The organism is Paenibacillus sp. Soil724D2 (assembly GCF_001427935.1).
Classification (GTDB): Bacteria; Bacillota; Bacilli; order Paenibacillales; family NBRC-103111; genus Paenibacillus_E.
Map to the genome: position 1 here is coordinate 393680 of NZ_LMRY01000045.1, position 17933 is coordinate 411612.

At 44.7% G+C, this 17933-nt stretch carries 14 protein-coding genes; 1 reads left to right on the plus strand and 13 read right to left on the minus strand.

Translation table 11 applies throughout. The features are described 5' to 3' along the window. Position 1: 1 nt before the first annotated feature. The 13 genes from ASG85_RS28465 to ASG85_RS28525 all read right to left on the minus strand — a co-directional run bounded on the left by ASG85_RS28465 (position 2) and on the right by ASG85_RS28525 (position 15835). Entirely contained in the window at positions 2 to 760 is a 759-nt protein-coding gene (locus ASG85_RS28465; RefSeq protein ID WP_057305928.1) for an SDR family NAD(P)-dependent oxidoreductase, read from the minus strand. A 53-nt stretch (positions 761 to 813) separates the two neighbouring features. Beyond that, the gene (locus ASG85_RS28470) at positions 814 to 1209 is read right to left on the minus strand and encodes a Rid family detoxifying hydrolase (protein ID WP_200961715.1); all 396 of its coding nucleotides are present in this window, start codon (positions 1207 to 1209) and stop codon (positions 814 to 816) included. Positions 1210 to 1214: 5 nt separating this feature from the next. After that, the gene (locus ASG85_RS28475; RefSeq protein ID WP_235550250.1) at positions 1215 to 2501 is read right to left on the minus strand and encodes a M20 family metallopeptidase; all 1287 of its coding nucleotides are present in this window, start codon (positions 2499 to 2501) and stop codon (positions 1215 to 1217) included. A gap of 11 nt (positions 2502 to 2512) precedes the next feature. Then, a complete protein-coding gene (locus ASG85_RS28480; RefSeq protein WP_060648478.1) occupies positions 2513 to 3829 on the minus strand; it encodes a hypothetical protein in 1317 nt (438 codons plus the stop codon). Between the two features lie 16 nt (positions 3830 to 3845). Further along, complete coding sequence (locus tag ASG85_RS28485; protein WP_060648479.1) at positions 3846 to 4691, minus strand: sugar phosphate isomerase/epimerase family protein; 846 nt, start codon at positions 4689 to 4691, stop codon at positions 3846 to 3848. Between the two features lie 104 nt (positions 4692 to 4795). After that, a complete protein-coding gene (locus ASG85_RS28490; protein ID WP_060648480.1) occupies positions 4796 to 5734 on the minus strand; it encodes a GNAT family N-acetyltransferase in 939 nt (312 codons plus the stop codon). 39 nt (positions 5735 to 5773) lie between these two features. Further along, positions 5774 to 6841 (minus strand): response regulator, encoded by a 1068-nt coding sequence (locus tag ASG85_RS28495; RefSeq protein ID WP_060648481.1) that lies wholly within the window; start codon positions 6839 to 6841, stop codon positions 5774 to 5776. Further along, positions 6834 to 8648 (minus strand): sensor histidine kinase, encoded by a 1815-nt coding sequence (locus ASG85_RS28500; protein WP_060648482.1) that lies wholly within the window; start codon positions 8646 to 8648, stop codon positions 6834 to 6836. Before ASG85_RS28500 ends, ASG85_RS28495 begins: the two co-directional genes overlap by 8 nt. A gap of 120 nt (positions 8649 to 8768) precedes the next feature. Next, positions 8769 to 10742 carry a DUF4838 domain-containing protein gene (locus tag ASG85_RS28505; RefSeq protein ID WP_060648483.1) on the minus strand — a complete coding sequence of 658 codons (1974 nt, stop codon included), beginning with the start codon at positions 10740 to 10742 and terminating at the stop codon, positions 8769 to 8771. Between the two features lie 15 nt (positions 10743 to 10757). Continuing rightward, complete coding sequence (locus ASG85_RS28510; RefSeq protein ID WP_057305937.1) at positions 10758 to 11624, minus strand: carbohydrate ABC transporter permease; 867 nt, start codon at positions 11622 to 11624, stop codon at positions 10758 to 10760. A gap of 29 nt (positions 11625 to 11653) precedes the next feature. Next, complete coding sequence (locus ASG85_RS28515) at positions 11654 to 12622, minus strand: ABC transporter permease (RefSeq protein WP_082562442.1); 969 nt, start codon at positions 12620 to 12622, stop codon at positions 11654 to 11656. A gap of 114 nt (positions 12623 to 12736) precedes the next feature. Next, positions 12737 to 14344, minus strand: a complete 1608-nt coding sequence (locus tag ASG85_RS28520; protein WP_060648484.1) for an extracellular solute-binding protein — start codon at positions 14342 to 14344, stop codon at positions 12737 to 12739. Between the two features lie 120 nt (positions 14345 to 14464). After that, the gene (locus tag ASG85_RS28525; protein WP_060648485.1) at positions 14465 to 15835 is read right to left on the minus strand and encodes a hypothetical protein; all 1371 of its coding nucleotides are present in this window, start codon (positions 15833 to 15835) and stop codon (positions 14465 to 14467) included. 229 nt (positions 15836 to 16064) lie between these two features. Between ASG85_RS28525 and ASG85_RS28530 the strand changes: the two genes are divergently transcribed. Continuing rightward, positions 16065 to 17894: a hypothetical protein gene (locus ASG85_RS28530; protein WP_060648486.1), complete on the plus strand. Its 1830-nt coding sequence runs from the start codon at positions 16065 to 16067 to the stop codon at positions 17892 to 17894. The last annotated feature ends 39 nt before the right edge of the window (positions 17895 to 17933 follow it).

Below are 17933 nucleotides of genomic sequence, written 5' to 3' on the forward strand. Positions count from 1 at the left end.
ATTACGCAAGTTTGATGACTTGACCGCCATCCACCACGAGGTTATGGCCCGTCATGTAACGAGATTCATCTGTTGCTAGAAATAAGGCAGCATCCGCTATCTCATCCGGTTGTCCGACTCGTCCCATCGGTATGGTTTTGACATAATCAGCTATGGCCGGAGGATCGTCAATCAACGACTTCGTGAGCCGAGTTTCAATAAAGCCAGGACATAGTGCATTCACCCTGATTCCGTAAGGTGCAAGCTCAAGCGCCATGGACATACTGAGCAGGTTCATGCCGCCTTTGGTCACATTGTAATGTGCCTGCATGGCTTCCGCGTTAATACCATTAACGCTTGACATATGAATGATTGAGCCGCCGGTACGCCGTTCCATCATTTCTCGGGCAACTCGCTGACCGACGAGAAAAGCTCCCTTTAAATTCACATTCATGTGTTCATCCCAATCTTCCTCAGAGATGTCTAAAAATGCGCTCAATCCACAAATGCCTGCATTGTTAACTAGTATATGTACGGCACCCCAACATGCGATGACTTCGTCTACCAATCGGTCAACCTGACTCTTCACCTGAACATCAACCTGAACCGTCATTACCTCGCCGCCCTCGCGCCGAATTAGATTAGCTGCCTCTTCTAGAGCGGTGAGACTCCGTCCAGCAATTGTCACCTTCGCGCCTTCTTTAGCGAAACGAGAGGCCGTCGCCAGTCCGATGCCGAGCGAACCTCCTGTAATGATTGCCACTTTACCCTCAAGTCTCATTGCGATTCCTCCTTAATCAATCCCCTATTATTAGGGTATGATGCCCTGAACTCTTAACCCTCCGGTATGACAGCAACAACGTCCACTTCCACGCGTACGGTCAATTGGCTGCCGACCGTTGTTCGAACGGGACGAACAGGTCCTGGAAAAAGCTCTTTGTATACACTATTAAACCGTTCAAAATCATTTATATCTTCCAAATGTGCCGTAACTTTAACCACATCATGCAAAGAAGCTCCCGCCGCATTCAGAATGGCTTCCAAGTTACGAAACACAAGCCGTGTCTGCTCTTCAATCGTTCCCTCCACAATCTCTCCCGTTACAGGATCTAACGGTCCTTCTCCTGATGTATAAATAAGATTACCTACTCGAATTCCCTGTGAATAAGGACCGGTATTTTGCGGAGCTCCGGTTGTGCTAATCTCCTCTTTGACCCATTTAATAGCCATTTGAATTACCTCCAGCTTTCTACTCCGCACCATTCAACAATGGCGGTGATATAAATTTTGGTTAGTTTGATCAAGCTTTCAATGTCTACAAACTCGTCTGGAGCATGAGCATTCTCTCCGACCGGTCCAAGAATGACAGCCGGTGTATCAGAGTAACAATTAAACATAAAAGCGTCACATGCGAATGGCGCTGTATAGGCTCCAACCGGCATTCCCCACTCCTCTTCCGCCTGCTGCAGCAAAATGTTAGTAAGGGGTGTTTCGGCACGGCTTCCAGGAAGAAAACGAGTGATCAACTCCCAATCGACCTCAAGCCCAGCCAGTTCCGGTAGTGAACTTACGGAGCGAATCGCACCAATAAATTCAGACTCCAAAGCTGCGAACGACTCGCCTGGCAAACATTCGACCCATATCTCAATCATGCACGTCTCCGGAATCCCATCCGCCATGCCGGGCTCGAAACTTCCGGCTCCAATCATTGACAGCACAACAGCAGGACTTTGAGACTCACCCGTCGGTGTAATGAAACCTTTTCTCTTCTGCATGTCATTCTGGTAGCTCTCAATGGCTCGAACAAGGTGTGCCATTCCGTAAACCGGATTTCGCAGATCTTCACCTCCGAACCCCATGCCCCCTTTGCCTCGAACTGTAATTCTCCAGGCTGCTCCACCCATGTGCGAAGCACAAACCCGCAAGTTACTTGGTTCGGGAACGATCGCAGCATCTGCTCGATTACCGCGAACACGGCCTGCCAAAGTTCCGTTGGCACCGCCCATCTCTTCATCCACTACGCTCTCGAAACTTAGATCTCCGAGCAAGTGAATTCCTTTTTCCTGCAAATATTGAAACGCAAGCAGCGTTGCAGCAACACCGCCTTTCATGTCGTTCGAACCCCGACCGTATAAACGATCACCAATGATGACAGGTTGGAAAGGGTCCTCTGCTGTTTTGCCGGGAATGCCCGGTACGACGTCCGCATGAACGGCAAAGAGCAGCGACTTGCCTACGCCCTTTCCCTTTTTGGAAGCATATAAATTCGGCCGATCCGTATAGTTGCGATCTCCCCAGAAAGCTTGATGCGTTCTCAGTCCAACTACCTCAGATAATGCGTACTGCTCTGTATCGAAATCGAGCTCTGTTAACGCTTTCTCTAGGTATTTCTGCATCGGCAATTCGTTTCCATTGGGAGGTTTATTTTCACTCGGAATGGCTACCATTTCCAAAAGCATCTTCACTAGATGGTCTTTTCGACTTTGTACCCAGCTTTCCAGATCTTGGTCTGTAAATATCACTTTGCTCAATGTTATTTTCCTCCATCCGAACCGCATAATTGATGTAAAAGCCCTAGCACCGCTTCGACCATTCGTTCTCCGGAGTCAGGGGCCAGCCGGGTCCGAGACGTTAAACGAGTCTCGTATCCGCCTTGAACGAACGCTTCCCGGGTGGCTACATACCCGTTGACGCCGTTGGCATAAGTAGCGATTAGAGTAAGGGGAAAGGGTGATCTTTGTTTAAGGTTGTGACCGAACTCCACAAATAATTCACATGGAAAAGCTGCAATGGCGGACGCTCCAACTCGAAGCGCCTGAATTTCGATGACTGCGTTTGTTTCCTGTCGCTCTCGGAGAGTATGAAGCTGCCTGGCAAAAAAGATATCTGCCTCCGGAATTGCTTTGCAAGTCTCAGGTTGTTCAGCCGTACGAAGCAGTACTTCAGCCTGCAGGAGTTCATCTGATGAAGGTTTACGAACCGTAAGGGAAAGCTGCTCGCATCGCCCTTCTACATGAAGCGAATTCTCCGTGATGGCTTTTTCTCTAATTTTGATAACCTCACCCGCCAGCACTCTTCCCATATGACGAAAGGCATCTGGCTCAGGGTGCGAAGTATGCATAAAATCAAGATGATTAATATTCCCGCAAGCCCCGTTAAGAAATAGACTTACAAATGAACCACCGTAAACCGCTTTCAATACACGGCTAATTTCCCCCGGGTAGTCGGCACTATATTGCTTTCCGCCTATCGTGTCAGGATGACAGGCGAAATTCGTAATGACTCCAAGCGGACTGCCGTCTTCACCATCCAGACGAATGACGAATACGTCTGAATCGATAGGACCTGCCGGCTCCACAATATCTGGATTGTTATAGCCTGGATTCGTCCGCAGACTTCCATCCCTCATAAAATAACGGCGGTTGAAAGAGATTCCCTCCGCTCCGCCTTTGGCGAAACCAATTTGGGCTTTACGCTTGATCGCATAAGCCAAAACCGCTGCATCCGCAGCCTTTTTGATTAAGAAAGTCGTATACTCATCGCCATCCGGACCGCGATCCCGATAAACGGGTCCGCCCGTGTGGGTATGTGTAGCAGCAACTAAAATATGGGATGCTGGAATTCCGGTCCCCTCTGTCACCTGTTTGCGGATGGCGGCTACTTCTTCCTTTTCAATCCCTATCGCATCGAGTACGATAATAGCCGTGAAGCTTTGGCCGTTTCCGAGCACAACGGCTTTGGCGTGCAAGTTGTCTTTGATCCCTAGGGCAGGTCTCGGAGTAAAATAACCTGGAATGGCAAACCCCAGCGGGGGCGTGATATCCATTTCGTATAAGCCGCATTCCATCATGGTGTGTTCCTCTCTTTCAGATCCGATTTCTCACGGATACGCCAAGTTTCTGCTCGACATAATCCCTACAAACCTTCAAACTGTTCAGAGGAGTGCTCGTTGACTGATCAATTTCGATCGTCATCCAACCGTCGTAATGGATTTCCTCCAAGAGACGAACAACAGCCGGAAAATCAATTGTTCCAAGCCCTAGCTCGCAAAATATTGGCAGGGCCTCGTCCCCGGTCAAAACGGGGAATTTGCTGCGATCTGGGTCGTCCGGAGTGACGTCTTTGATATGCATATAAGCAATTCTATCCTTGTATCTCCGCATTACGGTGACTGGATCCATGCCCGCCTTCGTGAGATGGGCTGTATCCGGGCAAAAGAAGACGAAGTTCGGATCCGTCATTTCCATAATGGCATCGAGTTCGTTTTCATTCTGAAGTTCCGTATGCAGATGCGGATGCACACAGGCTTTCACGCCGAGATCGTAGCATCGTTTGGCAGATTCATTCATCGCTCTTGCTGCGATCTTTAATTCCTCTAACGTCGTTCCTCCGGCTGTTCGCGGTCCTCTAGGTCCTAGTACGATCCGATCGCTTCCGTTCAGAGCGGCAAATTTAGCGACACGGGTATTATATGCCACTGTTTCGTTGAATTGCATAGGATCGCTGAATCGGCCCCCACCGTATAATGCGGACAATACAAGATCATGTTGCTCAAATAATGCTTTGAATTCATGAATGCGATCCTCATATTTCAGCGCGATTCTAGTAAAGGTTTCACAAGCTGGGAAGCCCAGAGACGACGCTTCCTCCATCCCTTTGACGAAATCTTCTTCCCATGTAATTAAGTGGCAGGATACTTTCATCTTCAACATTGTAACTCCTCCTAAGTCTCTCTTTATTGCCCATTGGGAGATATCCTTAAGGTATCCTATTTGTCCTTGAATAGGGATGGTATTTTATATGGAAATATGTCTTTTCATGAGAAACCTTCTTTAGTATATGGGTGATAGCTTTTCCAGATAGTAAACCCTGTTTTCGCATAGAAATCGACTTCTGACGTCCAATCGATGACCATTAGATGATGGTTCCGTTCCTGTAATACCCTCATGGCTGCTTGAAGAGCGGCTTTTCCGTATCCATAACCGCGATATGAAGCCGCGATGCCCAGTGGACCGATGCCGCCGCATGGATCCTGAAAACACGGACTCCAGAATTGATTGGCAGCCAGAATGGGAGAATAATCGTCATTAATACGGCAAAAACCGATTATCTTACCCGTCTTACGCAAGAGGATAAACTCTCTACCAGTCCCTCCTGATGCAAAATATCTCTTCGTCGTCTCTTCCCAACGTCCTGGAAAGTGTAAGTTCATGAAAGTGAGTATATCTCCGCGATCTGCTTCTCCAGCAACAGATATCGTGACCTCAGGCCCAACATCGTCCTCAATTAGCGCCTTACCTCGTAAATCTCCTAGCAGATCATAGGTTATACCCCGTTGTACGAACCCACGACGCTCTAGCCATTGTTTCATACCCATATAATGAGAGGGGACTCCGGGGAAGAAATGTCCAGAATCCCCGCCTAAAGCAATCGTGTTCATTCCTGCGTCCTTTAACGCTTTTTCAGCCAATTTGAGCAATGTACTGCCTAAACCTAAAGTTCTATAGAGAGAATCAACGAGCAGCACTGAAATGTAACCCACACCGAATCGTGAAACTTTACCTATGACAACGCCCACCAAATAGTCGGACGATTTATCCTCAACAACAAAAGAACCCTCCGATAAAAAATCCGGGTGGTTCAAAACGTTTTGACGCAAAAGACGAGTGCGGAGCGGAAAATCGCACCCAATTTCCCGATTCCACAGCTCACAAATTCCTTCAATATGTCTTGGACTTAGCTTCTCCGTTCGCAAATCCACCCTCCTCCTTATTTTAATAGTTTCGGGGGTAAATTAGGCCTGCTTTGAGGATATTTCTAAGGAATGGCGATATTCCGTTGGAGAAAACTTGTAATACTTCTTGAATACTTTAGCAAAATGCGCGTATTCGTTGTAGCCGACCGCATAAGCTACTTCGTACACCTTATTGTTCGAATCACTCAAAAGCTCGATCGCCTTTTCCATTCGCAATTTGGCTATGAATTGGGTGTAGCTCACGCCTACTTCTTCTTTGAACGACTTACTGAAATAAGTAGGCGACATCCCTGCAAGCTCAGCTGCATTCATCATGGAAAACGATTCGTTTGAAAAGTTCTGATTGATCTGTTTCAAGGATTCCAACATATTTTTGTGCGAACCCCAATTCCGAATATGCCGAATTTCTTCCATCGCACTTTGCAGCACCAACTTAATATGTCGTTTCAAAAGCTCGGCTTGACCGTTCCATTCATAGTCGGGAAGAGTTTGTATTTGAATTCGGTTTCCACTCAAACCTGCTATTTCCGCTTGCAGCAAGTAAAACAAGTGAATATACATCTCCTTAAGTCGCGCTGAGTTTGCTCGATATGTCTGCAGACGATCGTGAATCTCATCAAGTTGCTCCCAAACAGCTGCTGTGTTGAGTACCCACATGTGCTTGGCCATCAACTCCGCTTCTGTCTTGCATAGGGCAATCCATTCACCCCGTTCGACAATTCCCTTGTAATCATTGCTCAGTTTCTTTTCAGTACAGACTAGCACTCTCAATACTTCATCTACATCAAGAGGCTTAAGCAGATAATCGGTCACTCCATGTCGGAGTGCCTGTTTCGCATAACTGAAATCGCTGTATCCGGAAATGACAATCACTTCAGTTTGGATTCCACGGTTTCGGATCTCCTCAGCTAGCCTCAGCCCATCCATTAATGGCATTCGGATATCGGTAATGACAACATCCGGCATGGAGTCGCAAATAAGATCAAGCGCTTCTTGACCATTCTCTGCAAATGCGATGACTTCAAATGAAGATGTCTCCTTCTCAATGATTGTCTTTAAGCTTCGTTTCACAGATGGCTCATCATCAACAATGATCACTTTATACATGCCTCTTCCTCCCTGGCAATATAATGTCCATATGCGTTCCATTCGGCCCTGACTCACGGATGTAGATTCCGTATGGTTCTCCGAACGTAAGTCGAAGGCGGCTGTGCACGTTCCACAAGCCAATGTTTTTCTCTTGAAACTGATGCTCGCGAACCATTTGCCCCAGAGTAACATCTGTAAATAATCGATTCATCCTCTGGAGCGTCGCCTCTGTCATTCCATTCCCTCTGTCAATTAACGAAATGACGTATACACGGTCACCTGTAAAACGTCCTGATATTTTCAAATACTCTGGTTTGCGATCATGTTCTTCGTAACCGTGCTGAAAGGCGTTTTCTACAAGCGGTTGTAAAATGAGACGAACGGTGGAAACTTGCATCACTTCGCCTTCATCTACATCCCATTCGACTACAAGAGCTTCATAACGCTCTATTTGAACAGACAAGTAGGTTTGTATATGCTCAATTTCTTCCAAAAGTGTTACCGTTTTTTGTGGATTTCCTACATTATAGCGGAACATTTTGGCGATGGAGGTCAACATTTTACTTATCGGCCTTACTCCCGCTTCAATGGCATATGAATTCACTACCTCCAAAGTGTTGTAAAGGAAGTGTGGATTAATTTGCGACTGCAAGATGAGCAGGCTTGACTCCATTTGCTTGACTTCCATTTCTTTATTCTTCAACTCAGCCATATGTACGACTTCAATTAGCCGTTTGATTTCGGTGACCATGTTGTTAAAGCTACCGAATAAACTCCCAATCTCCTTGCCTTTATGCTCAGGTGCACGAACATCCAAATTACCGTCCTCAGCTTTTCGCATAAGCTTCTGAAGGAGAAGCAAGGAACGTGTTAATGGGAGTGTAAAAGTTCCAACCGCAATTAGAACCAAAACAACTAAAATGATACCAATCGCAAGCGTAAGATAACGTAGATTCATCAAACTGCCGATGAGCTCCTCTAACGGAAGTTCATCCACAATGACCCAGCCTGTAGATTTAAGATCATCGTAAATAATGAGTTTCTTTTTGCCTGATGACTGATCGATATAAAAGCCGTCCTTCTCTTCACCTTGTAGACCAGCGTAAGTTGGAACTGCCTCATTAACGTATTTTCCCCACAACTGTTCATCCGGGTGATAGATGATTCGATTCTCCGAATCCATCGCCCAGATCAAATCGGAATTGCCTAGCTTTACGTTTTCCAGCAAACGGGGAATCACTTTATAGTTCACGTCAATGATGAGCATTGCTCTTATTTTGTTTTTGGAGATATCCCGCAAATCGCGCGTGATCGTAAGCACATTAGAGGAGTTGACTTTTCGGACTCCTTCAATGTTGAAGTTTTTGAATGTCCGGTTCGTTGTACGCTTCCCCTTATATTCGCTAAAAGCTTCAAGAGAACCGCGGTCCTCGTAACTGCTGACAATCAGTCCGTCATCCGAGACAATGGAGAGATTGATAATGTCCGTTCGTACAGATAAAATACTTAAAAAAAGCTCATTTTCTACTCTTCGTTTCATCAAGTACATATCATACGTATCTGCATTTTTCGAATTTAAAAATTGATTCACTAAGGGGGAAGTTAATACGGGTGATGTAATAGTGCCAAGCTCCACGAAGTAAGAGTCGAGGTTATCATTAATTTGTTCCACAATTTGACGGCTGTAGTGTATCGCGTTGTTTTCGATACTTTGGGTAGACTTTTCGTACCAGATCATGCCGGATACTAAAAAAGGGATACAGACAAAGCCAAGAACCAGGATGGCTAATTTCATTTGCATCGATAGTTTCCCAATTCGGACCATCCGCATCCCACCTAAAAGTATTTAAAACATATTATATCATGGAAGCGTTTTATTTTGGACAGCCTTTTTTCGACATAGAGACTGTCCGACGGATTGAATAATACTTCTTCGGACTGACTCTTAGGTGACTTCTCCGCCGAAATGAGTTTTAGTATGATCATCAAACATCTTGTGCAGCGTTTGAATATATAGAAACACATCAAAAACTGGTTGGTACAGATCTTCATTCCGTTCTACATAATCGGACGTCTGAGACCACAGTTGTCGAGCATCCTCCGCCCTGCCTTCTGCCCTAGCCGCTAAAGCAGAAGCAAGAAGACTAACTATATCCGCATGAAATTGTAAATATTCCCATGACTTTGTGAGCGTTGGATGAAGTCCTGCTGCTAGGTTTCGATCCATAACAGGTCGAAATTCGTTAACTATCTCTTGCACAGACCGCAGTTTTTCAGCTGCTTCAATGCTGACCCTTGGCTTCTCCCCTCTCATATAAGGCGGATCAAAAAGGTCAGAGATCGTCTTCAAGTAAGTTAAACAGGCTTCACCCTCGTCTCCAAAGGAAGCCATGAAATATTCTTTGGCTAACTGTGTGAATTCTGCTTCGTCGTTCCATAACGTTTTTCCAAGCACATACATGCCCAAACCAGTTGGGAAAAAAGAGCGCTGTGTTTGATCACTGACGATTCCGTTTAATCGAAGGATCTTTAAATTTTTCACGTCTTGGCTGATCATATCCGCCATTTGAAAATATCCAGGATCCAAATAATGATCCCACATATGATGATACTCGTATGTGAAGCCATCTCCGTCAAATAATTCTTGCCACGCTTTCAGGAAGGCCACATTCTCCCGGATGTTCGTCGGGAACTTTAGACGATTTCGAACAAAGGGTTGGATTTCAATCCCCGTTGTATCTGAATCGTAGCTGCTGCTGTAGGTTCGGCTGATGGGTGCAAACAGAAGCATGAATCTACCTGGATTTTTCAACGTTTCGGTCTCTGGTACCCAAAGTAGATCCAAATACAGCAAGAACACGACTTTGGTGCTCAGATTCCTTGAAGTCAATTCCTCGTCCAATTCGTTTAACATCATCATATAAAAATCGGATGGTAACGCTTTTACGCAGTCTTCACATTCACAATGATTATTGAACGCATCAGCTAACCAAAAATGCAACATATCGATATGAGGGTTCTTTTGCGCATGATCAGCTGCATATTGGACAACTAACTTTCTTGCTTCTGGATTAGAAAAGCATAAATTCGTGTTCAGCGGAACACCGTGCCAAAGCTCCCTTTTTCCATCCACTAAGGCAAAGTAACGAGATTTCTCTTCATCGACCGCATAATCAACGGAATCCCAACCTAGACAAGGAAGTCCAAGCGGTTCTCCAGTCCAGCCGTGACCTACCGCATGATAGATTAAACCTCGTTTTTTGATCTCCTTCTCCATTTCAACCGTAAAGGCGTCCACTTGTTCGACTGTAATCGTCTCAGGTTGCTTGTACTTATTGTGTCGGTGACCATACCAACGATCAAAAAATGTATAAGGGGTTTTGAATTCCAGGAAGTAAGAATTGAAGCCTGCCTTCGGCGCCCAATGAATGTTATCAAGCATATTCTCAATACTGACGGCACCCTCGATGCAAAGCCCTCTATGTCGATAGGCAGCTTTTTCGTTAACCTTAACACTTATGGACTCAAGAGCTTTCTTAGGTACATAATCTCCATCTGCTCCAGGTCGTAGAAAGCGGCATCCAGCCTCTTCAAGGAATCGATACACCCCCAACAGAACGCTGCGTGGATTGGAACCGGCAATATGTCCCTTTCCGCCCATTACGTTAATGTATATGGCATCATCCAATTCCGGATCTTCCAATTCGGTCATGGAAATACCAAATTCACCAAATGAACCTACCCATAAGTAAGGTGCTTCACTCTCGGAATAGATGGCTTCTTTGCGAAAGTCAATATGGTGCTCAGGCGACATGCGAAGCAGATAGTTTGTAAGTTCTTGGATAGCAAAGTATATGGTAGGATGTTCCTGAATGATCGCAATCGTTACAGCTTTGACCTGGGTATGGTTTAATCCCATATACGTAACCTCCTCCTATTCTTTTAAGGAGCCCACCATGGCACCTTTGACAAAATATTTTTGCAAAAATGGATAGACCAGTAAGATTGGAACCGTAGCAAAGATGATGACAGCGGACTTCATCGTTTCGACTGTAGAGTTTTCGATTTGCGTTTTGTCAAATTCGAGTCCGAGTTCACTATTTTGGACAATTCCCCTCAAGATAATTTGAAGTGGATACATGTCTTTGTTACGAATGTAAATCAGCGCATCAAAGTATGCATTCCACTCGCCAACAGCATGGAAAAGCCCAAGTGTGGCAAATACGGGCAGCGATAGGGGAATTGTAATACGTGCAAAAATGCCAAATTCACTACATCCATCGATTGACGCAGCATCAAACATTTCCGAAGAGATCCCCTGAAAGAAAGTCTTCATAATAATGACTCCAAACGCGCCAACAGCTCCTGGGATTATGAGCGCCCAGAACGTATTTGTCATTCCTAAATGATGAACGACCAGAAAGCGTGGAATGAGCGGAGCCGAGAAAACGAATGTGACAATCATGAGCTTCACAATGAGTTTTCGGCCAGGCATAAACGGTCTAGAAAGTGCATAGGCCATCGTCGAGGTAAAAAACAAATAAAACAAAGTGCCCATAACCGTAATATAGCAAGTAACGCCCATAGCCTTCCACATATGACCCTCGGTAAGGATAATTCGATATACAGACGTATTAAACCCTTTGGGCCATAAGAAGACTTGATCTAAATTGACGTATTCGTTAGAACTTAGAGAAACCGCGAGCACATGCAGCATGGGAGTAAGCATTGTACAGCCAAGAACTATGAAAAACAGTCCGTTAAGGATATGAAACATTCGTTCGGATTTATAAATGGGCATTAAATACTTCCTCCTCCGACAGCGATCCCTTAGTAAATGCTTTCCCCAGTCAATTTCTTAGCTAACTTGTTCATCCCAAGAACCAATATAAGTCCAACTACCGCTTTGAAAAAGCCGATGGCTGTCGTATAGCTGAACTGAGCTTGCAACAATCCAACCTGATATACGTATACATCGATCACATCCGACACATCCCTCACAATCGAGTTGGAGTAGATTAAGATTTCTTCAACGCCAGTATCGAGAAGATGTCCGACTCGCAGCAGAAGTAGAACAACTAGCGTAGGCATCAAACTGGGCAGTGTAATATACCACATCTGTTTCCAACGGTTGGCACCATCTACAGTCGCAGCTTCATACAAGTTCGGGTTGATTCCCGCTATAGCGGCTAAATAAAGAATCATTCCCCAACCAACCTCTTTCCATATTGCAGACCCAACGACAATGCTTCGGAAAAACTGGGAATCCTGCAGAAATATTATTCTTTCCATCCCTAACCATGCAAGGAGATCATTGAAAATCCCATGCACATCGAGCAGTTGATAGAAAATACCTCCTACTATAACCCACGACAGAAAGTGAGGGAAATAAAGCACAGTTTGCACTGTCCGTTTAAATAATATATGCCTGATCTCGTTTAGTAATAGGGCGAGAATAATCGGTGCCGGGAAACTAAAAACTAATCGGTAAAAGCTGATAATAAGTGTATTTTTAAGAATACGGTAAAAATCCTGATACTCTATCATCTTCTGGAACTGCAAGAGTCCGACCCATTTACTTCCAGTAATGCCTTTGAACATATCATAGTTTTGGAAGACAATAATATTTCCAAACAAAGGTACATATTTAAAGATAAGAAAATGCAACATACCAGGTAGGCAAATAAGGACTAGAACCAACTTTCGATTGGAGCCAATCTTGTTTAATAAGGCTGGTATGTTGAAAAGTGCCGACTTCCGATTGGAAGAGATCTTGTTAGATAAGGTTGTATTGTTCATCAAAAAAACCACCTTTGCTCGATTACTTCCAAGCGTTTCTGGATTGCTTATGATGGGGATGGAAAGCTGAGTTCAAAAGGGGAAGTTTTCACTTCCCCTTCAATTATTTTAGCTTTATTTCTTTTTGTTCTTTGCGTACCAATCATTAGCTTCCTTGATAGCAGCATCGCCACCGCGTTTTTTCCAATCAAGTACAAAATCGTCGAAACCTTTGTCTGGGTCCAACTTACCTGTCATGATCTTGATGACGGTATCTAGGAAAAGACTACTTTGAATATAGTTGAGCTCCGGCTTTGTTTTGATCGACTCTAGCGGCGGCATGTTAAGGCTCGGAAGATCGAACAGATTTTTATCTATGTAAGTCATGCCTTTTTTGATCAGCTCTGGATCGAGTATGCCTTCTTTTTTCACGACGTCGGGATTCAACTGTGTACTTCCAGCCGGATAAAGCAGGGATTGAAAGTGAAGTTTTTCCTTTGAGTTTACGTCGGATTTGACGTCATAATTAATTTGCCCATTTGATTCCGTGTAGTTAATGTCTTTGATCCCATAATTGAAGAACGTGTTCTTCTTCGCATCTTCCGTGTATGCCCAGTCAAGGAACTGAATGAAGCGTTCAGGATTTTTTGCTTTTGCATTAAGGATATACACTTTTGCAATACCAGCGCCACGAGGACCGAGTAAATATTGCCCGTTGCTTTGCTTAGCTCCTGGCAGCAAGTCAACAACCGCCTTTTTACTGTCGAATTTATCCGTTGTCCAAGTGTTTAGGTTTCTCAGATCGTGGCTCCACATGGCAACTTTATCGCTTTGGATCGCCTTGTTCCAATCCGCATCCTTGACATTTACAAAGTCTTTGTTAACGTAACCCTTATCATAAAGCAATTTATAGAATTTAATGGCATCCTTCATTTTGGGATTGATAATGTCAGGAAGGAATTGGCCGTTCACGTCGTGCCAAGCTAGCACATTGTTCTCTCCACCTGTAAGACCGAACGCATAAAAGAAGAAGTTACTAAATCCGAACCCTCCGCGCAGTTCATAACCAACTTCGTCATTTTGACCATTTCCGTTTAAATCTGTTGTCTTCACCTTCTCGAAAAAGGCGAGGTATTCGTCGAGTGTTTCCGGTTGCTTCATACCTAGCTTGCCAAGCCAATCCTTACGTATAAGTAATGCTTGTGGAGACATCGGAGTTATTGGTTTAGGAATCCCATAAATTTTACCATCTTTGCTAACGAGGGGATTCTGCCAGACGTAGTCTGGTATTTTTGCCTTAATATTTTTGCCGTACTTGTCGAGCAGATCATTCAGTTGAAGGAAAATGCCGTTCTCCACTGCGGTAGGGTGAGCTGGATCCGTAATTGATGACGAAGTAACTACTTCTGGAATGTCACCGGAGGCAAACCGGACTGTAACCTGCGCTGAATAATCGGAAGATGGGATGAACTCAAACTGGATGTTGGTGGGTTGGCCGATATAATCAGAAAACAATTTGGACATTTCAGTTGTGTACTTATCGTCTTTCTTCGCCTGTTTGGTGTAGGCGTACGCACCGTCGTTGGACAAAACGTTAAACGTTGCCGGGACCGGTACTTTGGATGTTTCTGTTGCTGTAGCTTTAGCATCTGTAGCTACAGGTCTATCCTTAGAACTGCATGCTGTTAGCAATGCGGAAATACTCATCGCAACTGTCAGTGCTACGGGTAACCACTTTTTCATGTACTTTTCCCCCTTTACCTTGCTGCAAATTGGGTGATGCTTAAATGTTTCTACGTTTCTTCAAGCTTAAAAGAAATAGATTCATCCGAATATGGAAGAAATAGCTGATGTTATGTGCTTTTATGACTTAATTACACTGTTTTCACCATATTGAAGAGTTTGAAATCTTTTCTCTGCCTCTATAACTGCACCTATGATAATCCATTCATTTTCCGGTACAAAAGGACCGCGATACCCGTGGAGGACGAATGCCTCCGCTTCATAACCGCCTTCTATCAGTATTTGACGTGTAGGAATGTAGGTAGGAACTCCGTTACTGTAGCCTAGTACCATTACGTTCATAGTTGAGAATAACCTTTTGATATGTATCGCATATTCAGAGGGAATCTCTCCTTCCAATGCAATCATCCGGAACCTATCTCCCAAACCCCACACTGTGATTGTAAAAGGAAGAACTTGCCGTACCCTTCCTTCTTTAATGGCATCAACTGTTCGTCTTGCCGCTCGTCTTTTGTACTCGGTTTTCGTTTCGTCCTCTGCGATGGCGAGCATTTCATTTAGCCCCCAAGGCTCTGTGAATAGTCGAACTTCAAGCTCAGCAGTCTGCATGGAGCCCGTAAGTGGCATAGCTTCACACTTCGAAATCGTTCGCTTTACATCTTCCGCCAATTCCACGCCCGCTTCTCGCATTTCCTCCACCGTGCACGATTTAAAGCGGTCTCCAATTACGGTTTTCAGCGGTTTAATGTCCGCCCCGCAGCCCTGTAAATAAATCGCAATATTGTCTGGAAACGACGCCTCCAATTCCGTGCATGCTTGACCTACAAACTCCGCTGAAATCTTATTCGTTCCAATACAGGTAGGATGACAGCCGTAGCTGAACAAAAGTCCCTTCCGCTTGTTCTGTGCATCAAGCAATTGAAGCACGAAAAGGTCTTGATCCGTTTCCGCTTGAAAATTCGGCTTTAACATCATACCTTCATTTGTCAACAGCCTTCTGCTAACCCCTGCATTCGAAACTCCCTTCGAAAGTAGTAGGGTACCCTCTACTAGGTTTTCCGAACATTGCCGCACCAGACTGATTATAGTATCACGAATAAATCGAAAATAGCGGATGTCCTCTGCATAATCGATATCATCCTCCTTTTCCGGCCATTTCTCCTGCCCAAGACTGTACCCCCCTCTACGCCTTTCATGAGCCTCCCCTGTCAAATAAACGGAACAATGTGTATGGGAAAAGTTAATTAATACCTGCTCAGCTTTTAACCCGAATACTTCTAGTAAAGCTTCCTTTATGCCCATTACAAAGCTGCCGTCCCCACCGAGCGCATCCAAAGTAATGACGACAAGCTGACCCATGCTTTCAATCAAGGCAACTTTAACGAAAATATCATCCAGCACCCCTTCACACTTTCGATCCCTTCCCCCAAAACCAGCCAAAAAAACTGGATTGCCGGGCGTGATGTTATTTTTTGCGATCGCGAATTTCAAAGGTATCAACTCCTATCTGAACGAGTTGTGCCAAGTCAAGCACTTAATTAATAGTACTAGGGACATTGAAAAAGGAATATGTACAGAAAGCAAAATTCATGTGTTTTTATTACTGCATCAGAAAACAACATATTTTTGCTGAATATACTATATTTTTAACTTCATAGTTTTGTTACGATCTTTGTGAATCTTTATTTATTATCAATAAATGTTAGGAGGTTTTGTATCCATGTTGAAAGTTAATTTTCATCAAAAGTCTTTGTTTACTTTCATTTTAACTATTCTATTGATCCTATCCTTATCCGGAGCTGCAATCGCGATTACACCGGATCAAAACAGCACAAATGGCAGTGATAAATCTCCATTTACGCTTGATGTGCATGCACTGCGCGATTCACAAAATGCAAAGCTGTATGTAACCGTGTTGTCTGGTGAACCACAAACTGATGTACCTAATGAATTTAAAAAAGTACAGGTCAAAGTATCCCGTCCTGATGGACAAGAAAAAAGTACAACGAACTATAATGACGTCTCTGCACCGGGAGGTAAGGCGATCATAGAGCTGGGGGATGTGCCCTTGCTTGATATCATTTCGGTAGAAGTACTTGTCCAGACCCAACAAACCGTAAATACAGAAGTATTAAACGGCACGACGGCGGTAACCGAATTTTCCGTTAATGCTCAAAAGATTGTAGTACCGGAGTTTCAAGGGTACGGCGCCCAGATGAACATGCACTTGTATACGGCGCTTAATGATCCTACAAGGGGTTTCGTGGGCAATGAACCGCCAAAAGAGTTGGAAAACGTAGAGGCTAAAGTCAAAGCGATGAAACCGGGGCTTGTTCGCATCTTTCTTTCCCCCGTTAACTTCGATCCCGGCAATGAGAACCGGATGGACTCCTTCATCAAAACCGTAAATCTCGCCCAACAGGCTGGATCCACAGTGAATGTGACATGGTGGTTTATTGAAAGGGCAGCAAACGACGATCCAGTTAAACAGAAAGTCCTTATGGAAGAGAATATGCGACAATTCGCGGATACTTTAATTGATTTGGTCAAAAATCGCGGACTGACCGCAGTCCAGCAAATTACGATTCAGAACGAGGTAAACACGTCGTGGGTAAAACCGGAATTATATGAACAATATTATCGCTTACTTGACAGCTACCTAAAAGACGCAGGAATCCGTGACCACATCAAGTTCGTAGGCGGGGATCTCGTCTATAATAATCAATTAACCTGGTTTACTTACATGGCTGACCATATGGGAGACATCTTGGACGGTTGGTCATCCCATATCTACTGGAACTATTGGGATACGGCTTACATGAAGCAACGTATTTCCGATATCAAAGGGATCTATACAGGCATTGCTCCGGAGAAACGGAAGCCTCTTTCGATAACCGAGTATGGTACTCGGGGTTATAAGTTCTATGATAATGATCCCAAGAAGCCAATCATGGATATAAATCCTTACCGAGTCGGTGCCTTAACCGCCACACTCGCCGGTAAATACAACGACCTCGTTACTGGAATCAACGAAACGAACATGGCAGCTTTCGAACAAGCATGGTTCAATATGTTGGCGGTAAACGCAGGCTTTACGGGATTAGCTAAATGGGATGCCTACCGTGCGCAATATGACTTCAGCTATCAGGATTACAGCCTGATCGGTTACCTTTTCAATCCAGCTCCGGGTGAAGATCGTTGGCCGTTACGTCCTTCCTATTACATGCAATGGCTAATGGGGAACACCACAGGCAAAGCTTGGCAGGTTTTGGGGTATGAAGGCTCATCGGGCGCCAAGCTGATCACACCGTTCCGAAGCCCGTCTGGCGATTGGACGATTTTTGCCCTGAGCACCGATCAAACGGCGACTACATTTAGCGTAGGCGACCTGCCGGCGAACACCGATTTCAAGGTTATGGTCTGGAACGCTGATGGCAGTGGCAAGGTGACAAGCTCCGGCAGCGTGAACTCGGGTGTTACAGGTACAGTCAATGTCCAAGCACCCGCTGGAAGTATGGTTGTTTTAACCACCGTAAATATCTCTCCATAGATTAGCAGAATGAAAAGGGGACTCGGAATTTGAATTTAC

Coding starts and splice junctions, on each gene's coding strand:
- ASG85_RS28465 (WP_057305928.1), bottom strand. CDS start 760: ATGAGACTTGAGGGTAAAGTGGCAATCATTACAGGAGGTTCGCTCGGC.
- ASG85_RS28470 (WP_200961715.1), bottom strand. CDS start 1,209: ATGGCTATTAAATGGGTCAAAGAGGAGATTAGCACAACCGGAGCTCCG.
- ASG85_RS28480 (WP_060648478.1), bottom strand. CDS start 3,829: ATGATGGAATGCGGCTTATACGAAATGGATATCACGCCCCCGCTGGGG.
- ASG85_RS28485 (WP_060648479.1), bottom strand. CDS start 4,691: ATGTTGAAGATGAAAGTATCCTGCCACTTAATTACATGGGAAGAAGAT.
- ASG85_RS28495 (WP_060648481.1), bottom strand. CDS start 6,841: ATGTATAAAGTGATCATTGTTGATGATGAGCCATCTGTGAAACGAAGC.
- ASG85_RS28500 (WP_060648482.1), bottom strand. CDS start 8,648: ATGGTCCGAATTGGGAAACTATCGATGCAAATGAAATTAGCCATCCTG.
- ASG85_RS28505 (WP_060648483.1), bottom strand. CDS start 10,742: ATGGGATTAAACCATACCCAGGTCAAAGCTGTAACGATTGCGATCATT.
- ASG85_RS28510 (WP_057305937.1), bottom strand. CDS start 11,624: ATGCCCATTTATAAATCCGAACGAATGTTTCATATCCTTAACGGACTG.
- ASG85_RS28515 (WP_082562442.1), bottom strand. CDS start 12,622: ATGAACAATACAACCTTATCTAACAAGATCTCTTCCAATCGGAAGTCG.
- ASG85_RS28520 (WP_060648484.1), bottom strand. CDS start 14,344: ATGAAAAAGTGGTTACCCGTAGCACTGACAGTTGCGATGAGTATTTCC.
- ASG85_RS28530 (WP_060648486.1), top strand. CDS start 16,065: ATGTTGAAAGTTAATTTTCATCAAAAGTCTTTGTTTACTTTCATTTTA.